The organism is Bradyrhizobium sp. P5_C12, assembly GCF_054049735.1.
In genome coordinates this window covers 75,192-96,903 of the sequence record NZ_JBFULU010000017.1, presented here as the reverse complement: position 1 = coordinate 96,903, position 21,712 = coordinate 75,192, and the positions used below count along the sequence as shown (strand labels likewise).

At 66.1% G+C, this 21,712-nt stretch carries 18 protein-coding genes; 14 read left to right on the top strand and 4 right to left on the bottom strand.

Annotated elements, in window-relative coordinates; all coding sequences use genetic code 11:
- The first annotated feature begins 1 nt into the window (after position 1).
- A complete protein-coding gene (locus ACXJMY_RS17565; protein WP_456620591.1) occupies positions 2–1,030 on the top strand; it encodes an extracellular solute-binding protein in 1,029 nt (342 codons plus the stop codon).
- On the top strand, positions 1,023–2,216 hold the full coding sequence (locus ACXJMY_RS17560; RefSeq protein WP_456620590.1) for a PepSY-associated TM helix domain-containing protein: 1,194 nt from the start codon (positions 1,023–1,025) through the stop codon (positions 2,214–2,216). Before ACXJMY_RS17565 ends, ACXJMY_RS17560 begins: the two co-directional genes overlap by 8 nt.
- A 57-nt stretch (positions 2,217–2,273) precedes the next feature.
- Here ACXJMY_RS17560 and ACXJMY_RS17555 read toward each other — a convergent pair whose 3' ends face one another.
- Entirely contained in the window at positions 2,274–2,891 is a 618-nt protein-coding gene (locus ACXJMY_RS17555; RefSeq protein ID WP_456620589.1) for a hypothetical protein, read from the bottom strand.
- Positions 2,892–3,128: 237 nt separating this feature from the next.
- Here ACXJMY_RS17555 and ACXJMY_RS17550 point away from each other — a divergent pair, with 237 nt between their 5' ends.
- The 5 genes from ACXJMY_RS17550 (at position 3,129) to ACXJMY_RS17530 (ending at position 10,250) form a co-directional block, all read left to right on the top strand.
- Positions 3,129–4,361 carry a rhodanese-like domain-containing protein gene (locus ACXJMY_RS17550; protein WP_456620588.1) on the top strand — a complete coding sequence of 411 codons (1,233 nt, stop codon included), beginning with the start codon at positions 3,129–3,131 and terminating at the stop codon, positions 4,359–4,361.
- A 284-nt stretch (positions 4,362–4,645) separates the two neighbouring features.
- A complete protein-coding gene (serA, locus tag ACXJMY_RS17545) occupies positions 4,646–5,890 on the top strand; it encodes a phosphoglycerate dehydrogenase (protein WP_456620587.1) in 1,245 nt (414 codons plus the stop codon).
- A 123-nt stretch (positions 5,891–6,013) separates the two neighbouring features.
- Positions 6,014–7,033, top strand: coding sequence for a patatin-like phospholipase family protein (locus tag ACXJMY_RS17540; RefSeq protein WP_456620586.1), 1,020 nt, complete (start codon positions 6,014–6,016; stop codon positions 7,031–7,033).
- A gap of 3 nt (positions 7,034–7,036) precedes the next feature.
- Positions 7,037–8,491 carry a GntP family permease gene (locus tag ACXJMY_RS17535; RefSeq protein WP_456620585.1) on the top strand — a complete coding sequence of 485 codons (1,455 nt, stop codon included), beginning with the start codon at positions 7,037–7,039 and terminating at the stop codon, positions 8,489–8,491.
- Between the two features lie 97 nt (positions 8,492–8,588).
- On the top strand, positions 8,589–10,250 hold the full coding sequence (locus ACXJMY_RS17530) for a tannase/feruloyl esterase family alpha/beta hydrolase (RefSeq protein ID WP_456620584.1): 1,662 nt from the start codon (positions 8,589–8,591) through the stop codon (positions 10,248–10,250).
- 162 nt (positions 10,251–10,412) lie between these two features.
- Here the strand turns inward: ACXJMY_RS17530 and ACXJMY_RS17525 are convergent, their stop codons facing one another.
- Both ACXJMY_RS17525 and ACXJMY_RS17520 read right to left on the bottom strand, forming a co-directional pair.
- The gene (locus ACXJMY_RS17525; RefSeq protein WP_456620583.1) at positions 10,413–12,026 is read right to left on the bottom strand and encodes a DHA2 family efflux MFS transporter permease subunit; all 1,614 of its coding nucleotides are present in this window, start codon (positions 12,024–12,026) and stop codon (positions 10,413–10,415) included.
- Positions 11,974–13,221 carry an HlyD family secretion protein gene (locus ACXJMY_RS17520; protein ID WP_456620582.1) on the bottom strand — a complete coding sequence of 416 codons (1,248 nt, stop codon included), beginning with the start codon at positions 13,219–13,221 and terminating at the stop codon, positions 11,974–11,976. The genes ACXJMY_RS17525 and ACXJMY_RS17520 overlap by 53 nt, the downstream gene beginning before the upstream one ends.
- Before the next feature lie 90 nt (positions 13,222–13,311).
- Between ACXJMY_RS17520 and ACXJMY_RS17515 the strand changes: the two genes are divergently transcribed.
- The 7 genes from ACXJMY_RS17515 (at position 13,312) to ACXJMY_RS17485 (ending at position 21,002) form a co-directional block, all read left to right on the top strand.
- The gene (locus ACXJMY_RS17515; protein WP_456620581.1) at positions 13,312–13,983 is read left to right on the top strand and encodes a TetR/AcrR family transcriptional regulator; all 672 of its coding nucleotides are present in this window, start codon (positions 13,312–13,314) and stop codon (positions 13,981–13,983) included.
- A 31-nt stretch (positions 13,984–14,014) separates the two neighbouring features.
- A complete protein-coding gene (locus ACXJMY_RS17510; protein ID WP_456620580.1) occupies positions 14,015–14,479 on the top strand; it encodes a MarR family winged helix-turn-helix transcriptional regulator in 465 nt (154 codons plus the stop codon).
- 12 nt (positions 14,480–14,491) lie between these two features.
- On the top strand, positions 14,492–15,262 hold the full coding sequence (locus tag ACXJMY_RS17505) for an enoyl-CoA hydratase (RefSeq protein WP_456620579.1): 771 nt from the start codon (positions 14,492–14,494) through the stop codon (positions 15,260–15,262).
- A 123-nt stretch (positions 15,263–15,385) separates the two neighbouring features.
- Positions 15,386–17,467 (top strand): methyl-accepting chemotaxis protein, encoded by a 2,082-nt coding sequence (locus ACXJMY_RS17500; protein WP_456620578.1) that lies wholly within the window; start codon positions 15,386–15,388, stop codon positions 17,465–17,467.
- A gap of 127 nt (positions 17,468–17,594) precedes the next feature.
- A complete protein-coding gene (locus ACXJMY_RS17495; protein ID WP_456620577.1) occupies positions 17,595–18,536 on the top strand; it encodes a dihydrodipicolinate synthase family protein in 942 nt (313 codons plus the stop codon).
- 394 nt (positions 18,537–18,930) lie between these two features.
- Entirely contained in the window at positions 18,931–20,331 is a 1,401-nt protein-coding gene (locus ACXJMY_RS17490) for a selenium-binding protein SBP56-related protein (protein WP_456620576.1), read from the top strand.
- A 77-nt stretch (positions 20,332–20,408) separates the two neighbouring features.
- Positions 20,409–21,002, top strand: a complete 594-nt coding sequence (locus ACXJMY_RS17485; RefSeq protein WP_456620632.1) for a hypothetical protein — start codon at positions 20,409–20,411, stop codon at positions 21,000–21,002.
- A 3-nt stretch (positions 21,003–21,005) separates the two neighbouring features.
- Here ACXJMY_RS17485 and ACXJMY_RS17480 read toward each other — a convergent pair whose 3' ends face one another.
- On the bottom strand, positions 21,006–21,704 hold the full coding sequence (locus tag ACXJMY_RS17480) for a DUF1045 domain-containing protein (RefSeq protein ID WP_456620575.1): 699 nt from the start codon (positions 21,702–21,704) through the stop codon (positions 21,006–21,008).
- Positions 21,705–21,712: the final 8 nt, after the last annotated feature.

Below are 21,712 nucleotides of genomic sequence, written 5' to 3'. Positions count from 1 at the left end.
AATGGCGGCGCGGCACAAAGCCATCGCGGTCCTGATCGCGCTGGCGGCCGCCTGCCTTGTCAGCACAGTTGCGAGCCGCGCCGAGGAGATCACGCTCTATTCGACCAGGGAGGCTGCCCTGCTCGAGCCGTCGATCGCGGCGTTCACGGAAGCGAGCGGCATCAGGGTCAAAATCGTCTTCGTCGAGGACAGTCTCGCCAAGCGCTTGGCATCGGAAGGCGAAGCGTCGCCTGCGGACGTCCTGATGACGATCGGGTTGGACAAGACCACTCAGCTTGCCAATCGCGGCCTGACGCAGGCCTTTGCATCGCCGCTGCTCGATCGAGTCGTCCCGCCGCATTTGCGCAGTGGTAGCGGGCAGTGGCTCGCGCTCGCCATCCGTCCCCGCGTGGTTCTGGCGCGCAAGGACAGCGCGCTCGCGGCGATCGACTATGAAGACCTCGCAAGTCCGCAATGGCGCGGCAAATTGTGCATGCGCGCGCCGCTGCATCAGAACAATGTCGCCCTGGTCGCGGCCTATCTCGCCCATCACGGCGAGGCCGCGACGGAGGCCTGGCTCGCCGGCCTGAAGGCCAATCTTGCGCACAAGCCGTCCGGCAAGGACAACGATTTGATCCGCGAGATCGCGCAAGGCGCGTGCGAAATCGGCATCGGTAACACCGTGGCGCTGGCGCAATTGCGTGACGGACGGGACGGCGCCGAATGGCGCGAATGGGCGTTGGCGGTCAGGGCGATCCCAACGGTCTTCAGGGGCGGTGGTACGCATGTGAATCTCACCGGCGCGGCCATCGCGAAACATGCGCCGCATCCGTCTGCCGCCCAAAAATTCCTCGAGKTCCTCGTCACCCAGGCGGCGCAGCGCGTCTTTGCGGCGGCCGAGCTCGAATATCCCGTGCTTGCGACCGCGGAGCGGGCTCCGATCGTCGCCGATATCGGCTCGTTCACTGTCGATGTGCTGCCGATCGAAGAGGTCGCCAGGCATCAGCAGGTTGCGATCGCACTCATCAAGAAGGCCGGCTTCGATGACTAGGCTGGGGCACAACATCAAGGTGGCTTTGCACGAGGTCCATTCCATCGCGGGCCTCGCCCTCGCGCTGCTGCTGACCCTGATCGCGCTGACCGGCGCGATCATGAGTTTTGAGGACGAGATCGTCGACCACCTGAACGCCGGAATCATGCAGGTCGCGCCGCGGACGGCGCCGGCGCTGATGCCGGACGAGCTGGTCGCGCGCCTGACGGCGGCGCAGGACCTCGGCAAGGTCTCCGCCGTCACGCTGGCGAGCGATCCATCCACCGCGGTGCATGTCCGCTTCGCGCGTGACGAGCAGGGCACGCGGCCGTCCTCGCTCTATGTCGATCCCTACGACGCGCGCGTGCTGGGTACGCCGCGCGGCGAGGAATTTTTTGCGACCGTGCGCAGGCTGCATCGCTGGCTGCTCATCCCCGGCGATGCCAAGGGCTGGGGACGCCAGATCACCGGCGTCGCTGCGCTCGGCCTGATCGTGATGCTGGTCTCGGGCCTGGTGCTGCGCTGGCCGCGTCGCGCAGGCAGCGTGAAGATGTGGCTGAAGCCCAATCTCGGACTCAGCGGGCGCGGTCTGCACCGCTCGCTGCACGCCGTCATCGGCACCTGGGTCTTGCCGGTCTATCTGGTGATGACGCTGACCGGGCTCTGGTACTCGTTCGACTGGTACAAGGACGGCGTGGTCTGGCTGCTGTCGCGCCCACATGTGGCGGCGGCAAGGATGCAGCCCAAGATGCCCACAAAGGCGCCGCGCGCGGCGGACCGTCCCGAGCCGGTTCAGGCCGTCGGATTTGATCGTGCATGGACGACGTTCCAGCGCGAGGAGGGCGGCCGCTTCTCCAAGGCCCTGCTGACGCTGCCCGCCGGTTCGGGCGCGGTGCTACGGATCCGCTCGTGGGGGAAGGACTCCACGCTCGATACCACGCGCGACGAGTTCCGCGTCGATGCCGTCACCGGCCAGCTGGTCTCGGCGGAACGCTATGCCGACAAGACGCTCGGCGAGAAGATCATCGCCAACGTGCTCGACATCCATCGCGGCGCGGTCCTCGGCTGGCCCGGCAAGCTCGCGTTCATGATCGCCGCAGCGCTGATGCCGCTGTTCTCGGTCACCGGCGTCCTGCTCTACCTGTCGCGCCGAAGGCTGCGGCGTCCCGCGCAGCCGCCGCTCGGGCGCCTCGTTCCGGGCGAGTGATCCGACAAGCCGCTGGTCAAATCCGCCTGGATCGAGTCAAGATATTTGCTTGACACGTCACTTCGGCTGCATGTGCCGTTCACCAATGATGACGTCGTTGTTGACGGCGTAGACAAAGCAGCCGCCATCCCTGCCATTTCGCGTGGGATCGCTGTTGCATTTTGCAAGTGCGGACGCCTGGGCATCATTCAAGCTCGCATCGCCCGCCGAGATGAACAGCTTCCCCCAAGGGTGGATGGCCATCGCTTTCGGCTCCATGGCCTTATCGTAATTCTGCACGTCGGGGCGCTGTCGCGTCACCCGCCGGATGATCGGAATCTGGGACAGATCATACTTGCCTGCATAATGCAGATGCGGCATGTCCCGCGCTGTCAGTTCGCCTTCCGCGACGATCTCCTCGTTCACCGCTAGCAGGGCGCACGGCTTGCCATAGCGCAACTGGCACGCTTCCAGTGAGCGCTCGCCGGTGGCCGACGCGTCCTCGTGTTCACAGGACCGGAAATAGCTCGCGCTGATGAGCTCCACGGCCTGCCCCTTGTTGGGCTTGCAGGCGACGTAGTCCTTGATCAGCGTGTCGCGGACAAAGCCGAACACGGTCGGCGTCGTCCCTGCTATGATCGACGCCATCGCCCGCTCGAATTGGGACTTGCGCTCCGCATTGGTCAGCGCGGCCATGGCCGCACCCGGAAGCACCAGAAACACCACCAGGAATTTTATAGTTCGCATGCTGCCCCTCCCCCCACGCGCGAATCGGAACTTTACCTGCCCCGCGCCCGCGGACAACATGCTTGTTTTCAGCAGCTCCAAGGGATTGCACGCCGCAGAGTGGGAGGGCATGCCCTCGTCGGGCTGGTCAAGCGGTCCGCAATCGGCCAAAAGCGCCCTGTTCAAACTTCGAAGGCTGCATGTCCGATGACGATCCCGACCGTCACCCCCGCCGATATCCGCCGCGCGCTGCTGTTGCGTGAGGAAATCGCGCTCATCGATCTCAGATACGAGGCCGCGTTTGCCACCGGCCATCCGCTGTTCGCCGCCAACATGGCGGCGGACCGGATCGCGATCGAGGCCGAGGTGAGGCTGCCGCGCAAGGACGTGCCGGTCGTGCTCTATGACGACGGGGAGGGGCTGGTCGCTGTGGGTGCCGGACGCCTTGCCGCGCTCGGCTACACCAACATCCGCGCGCTCGACGGCGGGCTCAAGGCCTGGCGTGCGGCGGGTTACGAGGTGTTCGAGGACGTCAATTCCTATTCGAAAGCGTTCGGCGAGCTGGTCGAGGCGCGACGTCACACACCGTCGTTCAGCGCCGACGAAGTGGCAAAACTGATCGCGGACAAGGCCAACATCGCCATACTCGACGTCCGCCGCTTCGATGAATACGCGACCATGAACATTCCGGGCTCGGTCAGCGTGCCCGGTGCGGAGCTGGTGTTGCGGGCAGGAACCGCCGTGCGCGATCCCGACACCACCATCATCGTCAATTGCGCCGGCCGCACCCGCTCGATCATCGGCACCCAGTCGCTGATCAACGCCGGCGTGCCGAACAAGGTGCGGGCGCTGCGCAACGGCACCATCGGCTGGACGCTGGCCCGGCACGATCTCGATCACGGTGCCGACCGGCGCGGTGCGATCGGGCCGTTCGAGGGCGGCCCTGGCAACGCCCGCGACGTCGCCTATCGCGCCGGCGTTCGCCACATCGGCGCGAACGAGGCGTCGGCGCTCGCGGCGCAGAGCGACCGCACGCTCTATCGCTTCGACGTGCGCGACGAGCAGGAATACACCGGCGGTCATCTCCCGGGCTTTCGTCACTATCCCGGCGGCCAGCTGGTCCAGGAGACCGACATGGCCGCGCCGGTGCGCGGCGCGCGCATCCTCCTGACCGACGACAAGGCCGTGCGCGCCGACATGACGGCGTCCTGGCTCGCGCAGATGGGCTGGGACGTCTATGTGCTGGAAGGCGGCTATGACGGCGCGCTCGAGGTCGGCGCGCCGCAACCGCTGCCGAAGCCCGATCCGGCGCATCGCTACCGCCGTCCCTATGAAGGCACCGACGTCGCCGAAGGCGCGATGCAGGCCTATCTCGACTGGGAATACGGCCTCGTCGACCAGCTCCGCCGCGACGGCACGCACGGGTTTTATGTGATTTGAGGCGCAGCGGCCGTGCCGCGAGCATTAGTCTCTCACCGTCACCCTGAGGTGGCCGCTTCTTAGCGGCCCTCGAAGGGCGACGGCCCGGCTGCATCGGGGGCGTTCCATCCTTCGAGGCTCGCCCTGCGGTGCATTCGCACCACAGGGCTCGCGCCTCAGGATGACGAGGCGGTAGCGAAATTGCCTCGCCCCCCTGCCATCTTCTCCCCGTATCCAAACCCTATTGTGCTGCGTCTCGTCCGCGGTCTATGAGCTGCGGCAAAGCCGCAATCGATGGAGATACTATGCCAGCCCCAGGCCAAAGCCCCGAGCGGAACGCGAAGGCGCTGCTGCTCGAAGGCGTCAACGACAGCGCCGTGGACCTGTTCCGGAGCGCCGGCTTCACCAATGTCGAGCGGCTGACCAAGGCGCTGGACGGCGAGGCGCTGCGGCAGGCGCTGAAGGGCGTGTCGCTGCTCGGTATCCGCTCCCGCACCCAGATCACCGATGACGTGCTCGAGGCCGCCGACCAGCTGCTCGCGGTCGGCTGCTTCAGCGTCGGCACCAACCAGGTCGACCTGTTGGCGGCGCGCAAGCGCGGCATTCCCGTCTTCAATGCGCCGTTCTCCAACACCCGCAGCGTCGCCGAGCTCGTGATCGGCGAGATCGTGATGCTGCTGCGGCAGATTTTTCCGCGCTCGGTGTCGGCCCACGACGGCGGCTGGGATAAATCGGCGACCGGCAGCCGCGAGGTGCGCGGCCGCACCCTCGGCATCATCGGCTACGGCAATATCGGCTCGCAGCTCTCGACTCTTGCTGAGGCGATGGGCATGCGCGTGATCTATTACGACCGCACCGACAAGCTGCGCCACGGCAATACCGAGCCGGTCGAGAAGCTCGAAGAGCTTCTGGCGCAGAGCGACGTGGTCAGCCTGCACGTGCCGGAGACGCCGGAGACCGCCGGCATGATCGGCGAGAAGGAGCTGCGGGCGATGAAGCCCGGCTCGTTCCTGATCAATAACAGCCGCGGCACCGTGGTCGATCTCGACGCGCTTGCAAGCTGTTTGCGCGACGGGCACATCGCGGGCGCCGCCATCGACGTCTTCCCGGTCGAGCCCTCGTCGAATTCGGATCGCTTCAAGAGCCCGGTGCAGGGCCTCGGCAACGTCATCCTCACCCCGCATATCGGCGGCTCGACCGAGGAAGCGCAGGAGCGCATCGGCGGCGAAGTCGCGCGCAAGCTGGTCGACTATTTCATCACGGGATCGACCATGGGCGCGGTGAATTTCCCGGAGGTGCAGCTACACTTGCGTCCCGCAGGCGCGCGCTTCAGCCATGTCCATCGCAACGTGCCGGGCATGCTGCGCCGGCTGAACGAGGTCTTCCTCCAGCGCGACATCAATATCGCCGCGCAATATCTGGAGACCGCGGGCGACCTCGGTTACGTCGTGCTCGACGCCGACCTCGGCGGGCAGGATTCGGCGGCGCTGCTCGCGCAAATCCGCGGCCTCGAGGGCACCGTCGGCGCGCGGCTGGTGTTCGAGCACTAGAAAGTGAGAGGACCCACGTTCCAGTTGCATTTCTCGGTCAAGGCTCTCTACACTGCGCCATCGTCTTCGACGCTCGTGTGACAAATCGCGTCGAATTTGAGTTTCAGTTGCGTGGGTGCCGCCATGGAACGGGACGCCGTACTGATCGATCTCGCGCTTCAAGGCGGTGGTTCGCACGGCGCATTCACCTGGGGTGTGCTCGACCGCCTGCTGGAAGAGAAGCGGCTCACCATCGCCGCGATCTCCGGCACGTCCGCAGGCGCGATGAATGCGGCGGTGCTCGCAGACGGGTGGACCGCGGGTGGTGCCGAGGGTGCGCGTGATGCGCTGGAACGATACTGGCGCCGCGTGTCGAAGGCCGCGGCTTTCAGCCCGCTGCAGCGTTCGCCGCTCGACCGCTTGATGGGGCGCTGGACGCTCGATACATCGCCAGCCTACATCCTCACTGATCTGATGTCGCGCGTGCTCTCGCCCTACGATCTCAATCCGACGGGCTACAATCCGTTGCGCGAGGTGCTGGCCGAGAGCATCGATTTCGAGCGGCTCGCGCTTTCGCCGATCAAACTGTTCGTCACCGCAACGCGCGTGCGCACCGGGCGCGGACGGATCTTCCGCAACGCCGAGATCACGGCTGACGTGCTGCTGGCGTCGGCCTGCCTGCCGACCATGTTCCGCGCGATCGAGATCGACGGCGAGCCCTATTGGGACGGCGGCTTCGCGGGCAACCCGACGATCACGCCGCTGATCCGCGAGAGCGACGCGCACGATACCATTCTCGTTCAGATCAATCCGACCGAAACGCTCGAGGCGCCGAGGACGGCCGCGGAGATTCTCAATCGGCTGAACGAGATTTCGTTCAATTCGCCACTGATGAAGGAGCTGCGCATGATCGCGCTGCTGCGCCAGGCGGCCGACCCCGGCAGCGGCGAGGGCGCGCGCTGGGCGAAGATGCGGACCCACCGCGTCAAGAGCGACATGCTGGCGAAGTTCGGCGCGTCCTCCAAGCTCAACGCCGAATGGGAATTCGTCTCGATTCTGCGCGCCGAGGGACGTCAGGCCGCCGAGACGTTTCTCGACGAGCACGGTGCGGATATAGGCCAGCGCTCGACCGCCGATCTCGACGTCCTCCTGGCGGAGTGCTGAGACGTGGGTCTTCTCGGCATTCTCGTCGGGCTCGGCCTATTGATCCTGTTCGCCTTCCGCGGCTGGAGCGTGCTGCTGCTCGCGCCGTTCGCCGGGCTCGTTGCCGCGCTGTTCGGGGGCGAGCCGCTGCTGGCCAATCTGACCCAGGTCTTCATGGTGAATGCGGCGGGATTCCTGGCGCAGTTCTTCCCGATCTTCCTGCTCGGTGCCGTCTTCGGCAAGCTGATGGACGACAGCGGAGCGGTCAGGTCGGTCGCGGGCTTCATGGCGGCTCGTCTCGGCGAGCGGCGCGTGATCCTCGCGGTCGTGCTCGCCGGTGCGCTGGTCACCTATGGCGGCGTCAGCCTGTTCGTCGCGTTCTTCGTCATCGTCCCGATGGCCCGCTCGCTGTTTCGTGCCGCTGCGATTCCGCGCCGCCTGATCCCGGCGGCAATCGTGCTGGGCACATCGACCTTCACCATGTCGGCTCTGCCGGGCACGCCGTCGATCCAGAATGCGATCCCGATGCCGTTCTTCGGCACGACGCCCTTTGCCGCCCCTGGCCTCGGCGTCCTCGCCTCCCTCATCATGCTCGGCGGAGGATTGTGGTGGCTGCATCGCGCCGAAGCCGCGGCCCGCCGCGCGGGAGAAGGCTATGGCGATGACATCGAGGGGGCGACCGAGCGCGCCGCCGCCGACGAGCTCGTGCGCGAGCGCGCAACGACGGCGCGGGAATTCGACCCGGCGGAAATGCAGCACGGGCGTCGCAGCGATCAGCCGTCCCCGGTGCTGAGCGCGATCCTGCCCTTGGTTGTCGTCGTGGCCGTCAATCTCGTGATGTCCCTTGTCGTATTGCCGCGGCTCGACGTCAGCTATCTCGCCGAGCAGCGTTTTGGCGCCACGTCGCTCGCCGCCGTCGCGGGCGTGTGGTCGGTCGCGGTCGCATTGACCGCGGCCATCATCGTCACCGTCGTGCTGAACTGGGCTCGCCTGCCCGCGCTGCGCCAGACCATGGACGCCGGCGCCAACGCGTCGGTCCTGCCCGCGTTCAGTGTCGCCAGCCTCGTCGGGTTCGGCGCGGTGGTCGCCTCGCTGCCGGCGTTCGCGCTCGTGCGCGACTGGGTCCTCGGCATCGAAGGCGGCCCGCTGGTCTCGCTCGCGGTCGCAACCAACGTCCTGGCGGCGCTGACCGGTTCGGCGTCCGGCGGCCTGACCATAGCGCTCGACGCGCTTGGCCCGACCTATGTCGAGCTTGCCGCGCTCACCGGCATCGACCTCGGGCTGATGCATCGTGTGGCGGTGATCGGCTCGGGGACGCTGGATATCCTGCCGCACAATGGTGCCGTTGTAAGCCTGTTGGCGATCTGCGGCCTGACCCATCGCGACAGCTATTTCGACATCGTGATGGTCGGCATCGTGACGTCGCTGCTGGCGCTGGTGGCCGTCATCGCATTGGGTGGTGCGCTGGGATCGTTCTGATCGAAAGCTGGCGTGAGCGATTGACGGGAGGGCGAAGGTTGCATTGAATGCGGCCACCTGTCAGACGCAACAAGACAGAAAAAGCCGGGTGGAAACGATGACGCGAATCGATGCGAAGCTGTGTGCGTTGCTCTTGGGCTCGGCGGCCGTGCTGGGCGCGGGTGGCGCCTCCGCGGCAATTTTGGCGGAGGATGCGGATACGGTCTGCAAGGGCCTCGTCGGCGGCGCCGATGCCGTGAAGGTCGATTCCGCGGCGTTGCAGGCACCGTCGCAACTCGCCGTCGCCGAGCGCGGGCCGACGCCGTCGGGGCGTGTCACGCCGGCCAATCCCGCCTTCTGCAAGGTGCTCGGCCATATCGAGCCGGCCGATCCCAAGGCGCCGCCGATCAAATTCCAGGTCAATCTGCCGGTCGAATGGAACGGGCGCTCGGTGCAATATGGCGGCGGCGGGTTCAACGGCGTGCTGATCACCGGCCTTGCCCTGCCGCCGGCCTATCCGTTCGACAAGCCGTCGCCGCTCGCGCGCGGCTTTGTCACCTATGGCACCGATTCCGGCCACGAGACCAAGCCGGGCGAGCCGCCGCAGGTCTTCGCGCTCAACGACGAAGCGTTCGAGAATTTCGCCCACCGCGCCTACAAGAAGGTGCGCGATGCCGCCGTCGCGCTGATGGAGCGCGCCTACGGCAAGAAGCCCGAAAAGATGTACTTCATGGGCTCGTCCGAAGGGGGACGCGAAGGCCTGACTATGGCGCAGCGCTATCCCGACGATTTCGACGGCATTTTTGCCCGCGTGCCCGTCATCAACTGGGTCGGCCTGCAACATGCCGGCACGCGTTCGGGCCTCGTGACCATGGGGGACGGCTGGATCAATCCGGCGCAGGTGAAGCTCGTCGGCGATGCGGTGCGGGCGGCCTGCGACAAGGCCGATGGCTCCGCTGACGCGCTGGTGCAAAATCCCGTGGCCTGCAAGGCGGCGTTCAAGGCGGAGAGATTGCGCTGTGATAGCGGCAAGACGGGCGATCAGTGCCTCACCGATGCGCAGATCAAGGCCGTGAACACGCTGCACGCGACCTACAAATTTCCGTTCCCGCTCGCCAACGGCCTCGACGATTATCCGGGCTGGGGCGTCTCGGGCGAGGATACGCCGTCGGTCGGGCCGACCGGCGGCTGGGTTGCGTGGTGGCTCGGCACCGCGCCGCCGGCGCAGCCACCCGCGCCCAACAACGGCATCGCCTGGATCTACGACGCCGGCGGCATTCAATATGTGTTCGCGCGCGACCCCAAGCTCGATGTGACGACCTACAAGGTCGAGGAGCACAAGGCACGGCTGCTTGAGGTCTCGAACCTCATGGACTCGACCAATCCCGACCTCAGCCGCTTTCGCGAGCGCGGCGGCCGGCTGATCATGCTCGAGCACATGGCCGATTACGCGCAGAGCCCCTATGCCGGCATCCGTTATTTCGAGAGCGTCGAGCGCCTGATGGGCTCGGCGACGACGGAGTTGTTCGCAAGGCTCTACACGGCGCCAGGCGTCGACCATGTCGGTTCCGGCGCGCCGGCCAATGTCGACATGCTGAGCGTGCTGGTCGACTGGGTCGAGAACGGCAAGGCGCCCCGCGATCTCGAGGTCAGCGAGCAGAAGGTCGAGGCGCCGTCCTTCGCGGCCGTCCGCGCGCTGCCGCTGTGCCGCTGGCCGGCCTGGCCGCATTACAATGGCGGCCCGGTGACGGAGGCTGCGAGCTTCTTCTGCGCTCCGTAGGCCTTCACCTCTCCCCGCTTGCGGGGAGAGGTCGGAATTCAAGCAGCGCTTGAATTCCGGGTGAGGGGAGTCTCCGCGAACTCAACTGTCACCGTCCCCGCGGAGGCTCCCCCTCACCCCAACCCTCTCCCCGCGAAGAGCGGGGAGAGGGAGAAGAAGTGTTCAATGCGCCGGGCCGCCGGCCGCCTTCACCTTCCGCGTCAGCAGCACCGCGATTGCGGCGAGCACCAGCACCGCGCCGATCACCGCAAAAGTGTCGGAATAGCCCATCACCAGCGCCTGGCGCTTGACGGTCTTGCCAAGTGCGATGATCGCCTGCCCGCGCGCGGCGTGGGGGTCGGGCACGCCATGTGCGATGAAGTAGTCCGTCATCTGCGCGATGCGGCTGCGGACCTCCTCGCGGCCGAGCGTGACGGAATGGCCGATGATGTTGGAGTGGAACTGCTCGCGCTTGGTGATGATGGTTGCGAGCGTCGCGGTGCCGATCGCGCCGCCGAGGTTGCGGAACATGTTGCTGATGCCGGAGGCCGCGGCGGCGTCCTGCGGTGCGATGCCGCCGGTCAGCACCGAGGTCAGCGGCGTCAGCACCATGGCCTGTCCCACCGCGCGCACGATGTTCGGAATCCAGAGCTGGTCGCCGGCATAGTCCGGCGACATCGCCGTGTTCATGAAGCAGCTATAGGCGAAGATCAGAAGCCCGGTGATCGCGATGTAGCGCGTGTCGAAGCGTTGCATCAGCTTCGGGATCAGCGGAATCAGCACGAGTTGCGGCAGTCCGGTCCAGGCCAGCACGTTGCCGATCTGCTCGGCGTTGTAGCCCTGGGCCTGGCCGAGATAGGCCGGCAGGATGTAGACCGAGCCGAACAGCGCGAAGCCGACCATCGTCATCGCGATGGTGCCGAAGCCGAAATTGCGCTGGGTGAGCAGCCGCAACCGGATCAACGGCTTCTCGATTCGGAGCTCGATCGCGACGAACAGCGTGAGGCTGACGGCCGCGATCACCGCGAGCTTGACGATGAAGGGCGAGGAGAACCAGTCGTCCTTGTTGCCTTCCTCGAGCACGGCCTGCAGCGCCGACAGCCCGATCGCCATGGTGAATATCCCGGCCCAGTCGCCCTCCTTCAACAGCCCGAGCTGCATCTTCTGCCGCTCCAGCGTCAGATAGAGCGCGGTCACCATGATTGCCGTCGGGATCACGTTGACGAAGAAGATGGTGCGCCAGCCGTAGTTTTCCGTGAGATAGCCGCCGATGGTCGGGCCGATCGCGGGGGCAAAGGTGACGGATAGCGCGAAGATCGCAAGGCCGATCGGCTGCTGCGGCTTCGGCAGCTTGGTCAGGACCAGCGTGAAGGCCATCGGGATCAGCACACCGCCGGCAAAGCCCTGCAGGCCGCGCATCGCGATCATCGAGGGCAGATCATGGGTGAAGGCGCAGGCGACCGAGAAGGCGGCGAACAGCGCCGCGCTCGCCAGCATGTAGCGGCGGAACGAGAACACGCGGCTCAAATAGTCGGTCAGCGGAATCACGATGATCTCGCCGATCAGGTACGAGGTCGAGATCCAGGAGCCGTTGTCGGCGCCGGTGCCGATGCCGCCCTCGATGTTGAGCAGCGAGGCGTTGGTGATCTGGATGTTCAGGATCGCCATGAACGAGCCGATCATGGCGGCGAGCACGGCAATCCAGGTCGCGGCACTGGCGCGATTGGGATCGGCTATGGCGCGGTCAGGCGTCGCGGCCAGTGTTGCGGGCGTCGAAATTGAGAGGCTGTTTGACATGGCAGGACCCTCCGGAAACGAGCTTCGCCTTGGGTGCGGCGGCCGCATTTGCGGCCGGCGCAGTCGAACGTGTTGCAATCGTCGGGATCACCGACATGCCCGGGCGGAGCGCGATCGCGGGACCGTGTCCGGAGTCGAGCGCGATCTTGACGGGGATGCGCTGCACCACCTTGGTGAAATTGCCGGTGGCGTTGTCCGGCGGCAGCAGCGCGAATTCCTGGCCGCTGGCCGGCGCGATGGAATCGACGTGGCCATGCACCACCTGCCCCGGGAACATGTCGACCTCGATGTCGACGGCCTGGCCCGCCTGCACGTGGGTAAGCTGCGTCTCCTTGAAATTGGCGACCACATAGGCGCCCTCGGCCGGCACGATCGACATCAGCTGCGTGCCCGCCTGCACGAACTGGCCGACGCGCAAGGAGCGGTTGCCGACCACGCCGTCGATCGGCGAGACCACGGTGGTGTAGCCGAGGTTGAGCTCGGCCTGATGCTGGATCGCCGCCGCGCGCGCTGCAGCGGCCTTGGCTTGCACGATCTCGGCCTTCAGGAGATCGACCTGCTTCTGTGCGGAGATGAGGTTGGCATTGTCGCGCGCGATCGCGGCGTCCGCGCCGGCGTTGCGCGCCTGTGCTTGCTGTGCGTTCTGCACGCTGCCATAGCCGGTTGCCGCCAGGTCGGTGTAACGCTTGTTCTCCTGCTGGGCGAACATCTTCGCGGCATTGTCGACATCGATGGTCGATTTGGCAGCCGCGATCACGGCGTCCTGAACCTCGAGCTGCGCCTCCTTGCTCGTCACCGTCGCATTCGCGGCGGCGACATCGGCCTTGGCCTGGTCGAGTGCGACGCGGAAGTCGCGGTCGTCGATCCGGGCCAGCACCTGGCCGGCCTTCACAGGCTCGTTATCGCCCACCAGGACGCGGTCGAGATAGCCGCTCACCTTCGGTGCGATGGTGGTGTTGTCGGCCTTCACATAGGCGTCGTCGGTGGAGACGAGGAAGCGGCCGACGGTCCAATAGTCGTAGCCGTACCAGCTTGCGCCCGCCAACGCGACTGCGGCCACCCCCGCCAGCAACAGCTTGCGGACGTTCAGTTTTTGGCGCCGGGCGACTGGCGGCGTCGCCGGCAGGCTGACCTCCGGCGCTTTGGCCGGAACGACGGCGGCTTCGATCCTGGACGGGGTGGTGTGGACGGTCATGGCCGCTCCCCTCAATTAGGAAACTTGACGATTTCCAAAATAGGACTAGCTTCAAGACTGTCAATAGAATGACAGTCATCATGTAAAAACATGGCTCCGGAAAAATCTTCCACCGAATGCCGCCCCCGCGGACGGCCGCAACTGCGCAGCGACGAGGAGACGAAACAGATCGTCTTCGACGCCGCGCGGCACGCCTTCGCCGTCGACGGCTACGCCGCGACCAGTACCGAAGAGCTGGCACGCCGCGCCGGCATCTCGACCAAGACGCTCTATCGCCTGTTTCCGGGCAAGGCCGCGCTGTTCGAGGCGATGTGCGCCGACCGGCTCGAGCGGCTGCTCTCCGCGGTCGATCTGCAAGGAAGCGACGACGTCGACATCGAGACGGGCTTGCGCGCCGCGCTGCTGGCCTGCGCCGATCTCGCGCTCGATCCGGAGGTCGTGGCGTTGCAGCGCATGGTGCTGCAGGAATCCGCCGCGTTCCCCGAGCTCGCCGCCAACTTCTACAACAACGGCATTTCCCGAACCGTCAGGACGCTCGCGGGCTGGCTGCGCGTCCAGGTCAAGCGCAAGCGCATCGTCATCGACGATGCGGAGGAAGTTGCCGGCATGCTGATCGGCATGGTCGCATCGGCGCCGCAGCGCGCGGCGATCTATGGCGGCATGCCCTTGCCGTCGCGCAAGCAGATCGAGCGGCGCGTGCGGCGCTGCGCGGTCCTGTTCCTGGACGGCTGTCGCGGCGCGTCGGCCCGGCAGCCCCTTTGACAATCCGCTCCGCCTCGTCTATCTATTTCGCATGCGAAATAATGTGGCCGCGGCGCGACATCACCGGCTGATCTACCTGTTGAACGTCGCGCAGCGGCGATTGCAGCGCTGGATGGCGACCCGGCCGGACAACGATGTGACGCCGGCGCAGGCCGGGCTGCTGTTCATCCTGGGCAAGCAGGACGGCGTCCTGATGGGCGAGGCGGGCATTGCGCTCGATCTCGGCCCGGCCGGCATTTCCGGCCTGGTCGATCGCACGGCGGCGGCAAAGCTGGTCGAGCGGCGGGCCGACCGCGAAGATGGGCGCGCCTGGCGCATCTGGCTGACGCCGAAGGGCCGCACCGCGCTGGCGCAGGCGAAAGCGGGGGCCGCCGAAGTCAATGCGGCGCTGACGGAGGGATTTACCAGCGCGGAAATCGACATCGTCGCGCGCTGGCTGACGAGCATTCAGGACAAGTTTCCAAAGGACAAGTTTCCAAGAGATCCAGAGGAATAACAGGAGAGACCCATGACCGAGCATGTCCGGATCGAGAACAACGCTGGAATTCTCACCCTCACGCTGGCGCGCCCCGACAAGAAGAACGCGCTGACGGATGCGATGTACGGCAAGCTCGCGGATAGCATCGAATCCGCGGAATCCGATGCGGCCGTCCGCGTGATCCTGATCCGCGGCGAGGGTGACATGTTCACCGCCGGCAACGACGTCGGTGAGTTCGCAGCCGTCGCCTCCGGCAAATCCGAGGGCAACCGCAACGTCGTGCGTTTCATCCAGTCCCTGGCGCGCTGCACCCGGCCGCTGGTTGCGGCGGTCCAGGGCCGCGCCGTCGGCGTCGGCACCACGATGCTGCTGCATTGCGACCTCGTCGTGCTCGCCGACAATGCGCAATTGTCGACGCCCTTCGTCAGCCTCGCGCTGGTCCCGGAAGCCGCTTCCAGCCTGCTGATGCCGGCGCGCATCGGTTACGCCCGCGCCTACGAGATGTTCGCGCTGGGCGAGACCGTTCCGGCCAAGGCCGCGCTGGAATGGGGCATTGCCAACCGGGTGGTGCCGCTCGACAAGCTCGATGCCGAGGCGCTCGCGCTGGCGCAGCGTCTTGCCCGCCAGCCGGCCGGCGCGCTCACCGCGACCAAGCGGCTGATGCGCAATGGCGAGGCCTTGGTCGCGCAGATGAACGCGGAAGGCGAGCAGTTCGCGCAGCGCCTGCGCACCGCCGAGGCGCGCGAGGCCTTCACCGCGTTTGCGGAACGCCGTCCGCCCGATTTCACCAAGGTCGCCTGAGGGCCGTGCTCGGTCCCACGGTCCGGCCGATCGGGAGTTGTAGGCAATTTGACTAAAACCTTAACGAAACATTGGCAGGTCGCGATGCAAGGTGCCCACTCGTGAAGAGTGGGCCCCTGACTCATGGCAATGTTTAAGAAATCGGTAAGCACGCTGCTTCTGGCGTTGATGGCCCTGCTGGCCGCCGGCGTGCTGGCCAGCACGGCGATTCAGATGGTCGGGGCCTTCGGCCGCCATAGCGACAGTCTCGAGACCGCGCGGCTTGCCGCCGCTGACAAGGCGATCTTCCAGGGCGTGCTGTCGCTGCGCAGCAATCGCGGCGACGCCCAGAGCGCGCTGCTCGGCGAGGAGGATCCGCGTGCGAAGCTCGGCGAAGCCGAGAAGGCCGAGCAGGGTGGCTATGAGGCCATCACCGCGGCGCTCGCCACCGTCGATTTCGCCCGCCGCGACGAGCTCGCCAGCACGTTGAAGCAGCGCTGGGACGAGGCCGCGCCGAAATTCCAGCTGTTCTACGACGAGGCCAAGCTGCCGCGTGCCGAGCGCAAGATGGAGCGGACCAATTCCTGGTACGATGCCGTCACCAAGGTCATCGACACGGCGAACCTCGCCTCCACCGCGGTGTCAAACCGCGCCTGGATGAACGATCCCTACATCGCTCGCATGATTCAGGTCCGCCGCTTCGCCTGGCAGGTGCGTGACCGTTATGGGGTCCATTGTTCGTCGCTTCGCTCGAACATCAACAGCAGCAAGCCGCTCGACGACGTTCAGAAGCGGTCGGTGGCGCAATGGGATGGCACGATCGCCTCCGGCTGGGCGGGCATGGCCGAGTTGCTGGCTGCGCCCGACGTGACGGCGGAGCTGGTTACGGCAGCGTCGGACGCGAAGGCCAAGACCGATGGCGTCCTGAAGCAGATCGGCGAGCTGACCAGGAATCTCGACGGCAGCGGCAAGCCCGCGATGCCCGCCTCGGAGTGGAACACGCTGTGCCAGTCGCCGTTCCCGCTCATCGTCGCGGTCGCGACCAAGGCGCTGGATCAATCGATCGCGCGGGCCGAGACGGTGCAGGCGAAGGCTCTGACCAACCTCATCGTGCAGTCGCTGGCGTTCATGCTGGCGCTCGCCGTGACCCTGGCCGGCGTGTATGTGATTCGCAACCGCCTGATGCGCCCGGTGCGCGCTCTGCTCGACGCCATCGCGCGGATCGGCGCGCGCGACTACGCGACGCCGGTGCCGCAGTCGAAATATCCCGACGAGTTCGGCACCATGGCCGCCGCGCTCGAAAGCCTGCGCGAAAGTGCGGCGACCGCGGAGCGTCTGGGCCAGGAACGCGAATCGCAGCAGGCGTTGCAGCTCGCCCGCTCCGGCTCCGTCGATGCCGCATGCCGCAGTTTCGACGACACCGTGCAGGCCGTCATCCACAGCGTTGCGGCGTCGGCGCGGGAACTCGATGCCACCGCGACCGATGTGCGCTCGCTGGTCTCGGAATCGAGCAGCCAGACCGCGGCGGTGTCCTCTTCCGCCGAGCAGGCCACCAACAATCTCGAGACCATCGCGGCCGCGACCGAGGAGCTCTCCGCGTCCGTCGGCGAGATCTCCGCGCAGGTGCAGGCCAGCGCGCGTGAGGCGCGCGAAGCCGTGGCGCAGGCCGAGCAGACCAACGCGACGGTCGAGATCCTCGACCAGACCGCGAGCCGAATCGGCGAGGTCGTGAAGATGATCCACGCGATCGCCGGCCAGACCAACCTTTTGGCGCTGAACGCCACCATCGAGGCCGCGCGCGCCGGCGAGGCGGRCCGCGGCTTTGCCGTGGTCGCCGGCGAGGTCAAGAACCTCGCCGCACAGACCGCCACCGCAACGGAAGAGATCTCGCGCCAGGTCGAGGAGATCCAGGGCGCCACGGGCCAGGCCGTCGCGGCCATCCGGTCGATCGGCGGTGCCATCGGCGGCATCGACGAGAAGATGACGGCGATTGCGGCAGCGGTCGAGGAGCAGCGCGCGGCCACCACCGAGATCTCGCGCAATTTCCAGCAGGCCGCGCAGGGAACCCGCGAGGTCACCGACACCATCGGCAGCGTCGCGAGGCTCAACCAGGAGACCGGCAACGCCGGCACGGTGCTGTTCGAATCCGTGAAGAAGATGTCGGCCGACGCCGATCGTCTCCGCGTCGCGGTCGAAGGTTTTCTGGGCGCGGTGAAGACGGCATAATCTCGACATTTTCTCCATCCCAACGTCGCGCGATCGGCATTGCCGCCGATCCGCGCGGCGGGTACATCTGTGACGCTGCGCCACGCGCGCGCCGCAGACGTAAGACACATCAGGGATGGAGAGTTCGATGCCGGTCACGCCACAAACCAAGGTCCAGCGCCCCTATCGCGGCGTGTTCCCGGTCGTGCCCACCATTTTCGACGAGCGCGGCGAGCTCGATCTCGACGGCCAGCGCCGCTGCGTCGATTTCATGATCGACGCCGGCTCGCATGGCCTGTGCATTCTCGCCAATTTCTCCGAGCAGTTCGTGCTGACCGATGCCGAGCGCGAGACCGTGATGCATGCCGTGCTCGAGCATGTCGCCGGCCGCCTTCCCGTCATCGTCACCACGACGCATTTCAGCTCGGCCGTCTGCGCCGCGCGCAGCAAGCAGGCCGAAGCAGCAGGGGCCGCCATGGTCATGGTCATGCCGCCCTATCACGGCGCGACCTTCCGCGTGCCCGAGAAGGGCATCGTCGAATTCTTCCGTGTGCTCTCGGGCGCGATCACTATTCCGATCATGATCCAGGATGCGCCGGTGGCGGGCACGCCGCTGTCGGTCGAGCTGCTCGCGCGGCTGTCGCGGGAGTTTTCGAACGTCCGCTACTTCAAGATCGAGGTGCCCGGCGCCGCCGCAAAGCTCCGGAGCCTGATCGAGGCGGGCGGCAAGGACATCGAGGGTCCCTGGGACGGTGAAGAGGCGATCACGCTGATGGCCGATCTCGATGCCGGCGCGACCGGCGCCATGACCGGCGGCGGCTATCCCGATGGCATCCGTCAGATCATCGACCCCTATTTCGCCGGCAAGCGCGAGGAGGCGAAAGCCGCCTACGAGCGCTGGCTGCCGCTGATCAACTACGAGAACCGGCAATGTGGCCTGATCGCCTGCAAGGTCATGATGCAGGCCGGCGGCGTGATCAAGTCGGACGCCGTGCGCCATCCGCTCCAGCCACTGCATCCGGCGACGCGGGCGGGGCTGCTGGAACTGGCGAAGGAGCGTGATGCATTGGCGCTGCGGTGGGGGAAGTAGCGCTGCTGTCGTCCCGATGATCCCCGCTGTCGTCCCGGACAAGCGCGCCCCAAGCGCGCGCAGATCCGGGATCCATAACCACAGGATCGAGTTTGGCGAAGACTCGGAGTTGTCAGCCTGCTCCATAACCCCTCCCTGGGGTTATGGGTCCTGGCCTTCGCCAGGACGACACTGAGGCTTGGGCCGCGCGCCCTGGCCTCATCCCGCCAGCTTCCATCCGCCTGAAGGCGTCGAATTAACGCGGTTCCGGCGGTTTCCCGCAGCCCGGCGATGGCATATTGTACGCTCGCCAATCGGGCCCGCGGAGCATCTCAAGACATCGCGTAACAGCTCTTTATTATGCCGCTATCCCGAGCCAGGTTGGAGCGAGCCGACGAAACAGGGAGGCAGTGCCATGACGATCAGGCCGGATCCCACCTTTCACGCATCGCCCAAGCTTGCGATGGAAGCACCAGCGGAGAACTTTGCCTACACGTTGCTGCTCAGTCCGGATTTCTCAAAACCGGATGCTCTCGCGGTCATCGACGTCAAGCCGGGATCGCCGACCTACAGCAAAATCGTCCACACCGTGACGATGCCCAACAAGGGCGATGAGTTTCATCACTTCGGCTGGAATGCCTGCTCCTCCGCCTTGTCGCCGCTCGCTGGACACGCCTTCATCGAGCGACGCTATCTCATCATCCCCGGGATACGCTCGTCGCGGATCTACATCATCGACACCAAGCCCGATCCGACCCAGGCCAAAATCCACAAGATCATCGAGCCCGAGGAAATCTTCAAGAAGACCGGCTACTCGCGGCCGCATACCATCCATTGCGGGCCGGACGGCATCTATGTGAGCACGCTGGGCGGCGGCGGCAAGGACGGCACCAACGGGCCTCCGGGCGTCTTCATCRTGGATTGCGAGACGTTTGAGGTCCTTGGACGATGGGAGATCGACCGCGGTCCGCAGACGCTGCACTATGATTTCTGGTGGAACCTGCCGCGCGACTACATGGTGACGAGCGAGTGGGCGTTGCCGCCGCAGTTCGAGAACGGGATCGTCCCGGAGGATCTGCTGTCGAACAAATACGGCCATCGTCTCCACTTCTGGGATCTCCACGCCCGTCGCAACGTGCAGACCATCGACCTCGGCGCCAATCATCAGATGGCGCTGGAGGTACGGCCGGCGCACGATCCGGTTCGCGAATACGGCTTCGTCGGCGTTGTGGTCGACACCACGAATCTCGAAGCGTCGATCTGGACCTGGTGGCGCGAAGGCGGAAAATTCCATGCCGAGAAGACGGCGACGATCCCGCCCGAACCCGCGCCAAAGGAGCAGCTCCCGCCGCTGCTCCAGGGCTTTGGCGCCGTGCCGCCGCTGGTGACCGACATCGACCTGTCGATGGATGATCGTTTTCTCTATGTCTCGTGCTGGGGCACGGGTGAAATGCGCCAGTACGACGTGAGTGATCCGCGCAAGCCGAAGCTTGCGGGCTCGGTTCACATCGGCGGCATCGCGCGCCGCACCCCCCATCCGAACGGCAAGGCATTTGCGGCCGGCCCGCAGATGGTCGAGATCAGCCGCGACGGCAGGCGGGTGTATTGGACCAATTCGCTCTATTCCACCTGGGATGACCAGTTCTATCCCGACGGCGTTCCCGGTGCGGAAGTCATGGCCAATGTCGGTCGCAATGGCGGCCTCGAGCTCGACAAGAACTACTTCGTGAGCTTCCCCGACGGATATCGTGCGCACCAGATCAGGCTGGAGGGCGGCGATTGTTCGACGGACTCCTTTTGCTACCCGTCGGCCTAGATTGGGCGCACGCGAGCCTCGGCTGGCTGTGGCTCGCCCTTGTTGCGAGCGGTCTCTATCACGGGGTCAATCCGGGAATGGGCTGGCCGCTCGCCGTTTCGGCCGGGCTCATGGACAAGAGCCCGCGCGCACTTTTCCGTGCGTTGTGGGCGCTGGCGGCCGGACATCTGCTGGCAACACTTCTCGTGCTGCTGCCATTCGCGTTCCTGCTCGTGCTGGCCGAGTGGCAGCGTTCGATCCAGCTCTGCGCGAGCCTCCTCGTCATCGGCTTCGGCGTCTATCGGCTGGTCGAGCGGCGCCATCCGCGCGCGCTGGCACGAATTCCGCCAACCCAATTGGCGCTCTGGTCATTTGCCGTTGCCATTGCTCACGGCGCCGCCTTGATGCTCGTGCCGATCTATCTCGGGCTCTGCCAGGCCTTCGAACTTGATGCCAGCCATGAGGCGGCGGGCGCGCTGATGAAGGCAAGCCTCGGGATGGCGGTGCTGGTGTCCTTGGTGCACGTTGCCGCCATGATCGGCGCCGGCGGATGTCTGGCGTGGCTGGTCTACCGCCATCTGGGATTGAGGTTCGTCTCGCGAAGCTGGTTCAACCTGGACGCAATCTGGGCGACCAGCCTCATTCTGGTGGGCGTCGTGGCGCTCGCCTTCAATCTCGCGAGCTGGCACTGACGCCTACCGCGTCAAAGCCCACTCACCGATGATGCGGAAGCGCGCCTTGGTCTCGTCCTGCTTGAACAGCGCGAGGCGATCGATCGCGAGCGTATCAAGACCGAGCGTGGCAAACCTTCCCCGCAGCATGTCCAGAATCGGCCGGCGCCGTTCCGCATCGAGCCGGCCGGTCAGCGTCATGTGGAAGCGGAATTCCTCCATGACGTAGGGATAGCCCCAGCGATCGAGATAGTCGCGCTGCCGTTCGCTGAGCTTCTCGGGCTTGCGCCGCACACGGTCTTCCGCGCTCAGCGGCGCGCGGAAAGCATCGAAATCGCGAGCGCAATCGGCCGCGAGCTGCTGGAGTTCGTCGACCGGCTCGGCCGGAATGACCGCGATGAAGCCGCTGATGGAATCGACGACCGGGCGGATCACCGGAATGGCGCGCGGCCTGCCGGCGAATGTCGCGCAAGCCGCAACAAGTCCGGCCTCGCTCCTGCCTGGCGCCAGCGCCATCGGCGCCTTCAGCGTGGCGTGAAAGCCGTATTTGCGGGGATCGGCGGTGACGTCGCGCCAGTCCGGAGCCGTGCGCAGCGCCTCGTCCGGGAATGGCAGCTCGCGGCCGGTGTGCGCGTCATAGCCGAGCAGTTCGGCGCCGAAGCGCGAGACGGCGCTGTCGGCGCCGGCGGCATGGTAGATCGCGTAGCGGGGAAAATCAGTCATTGACCGAG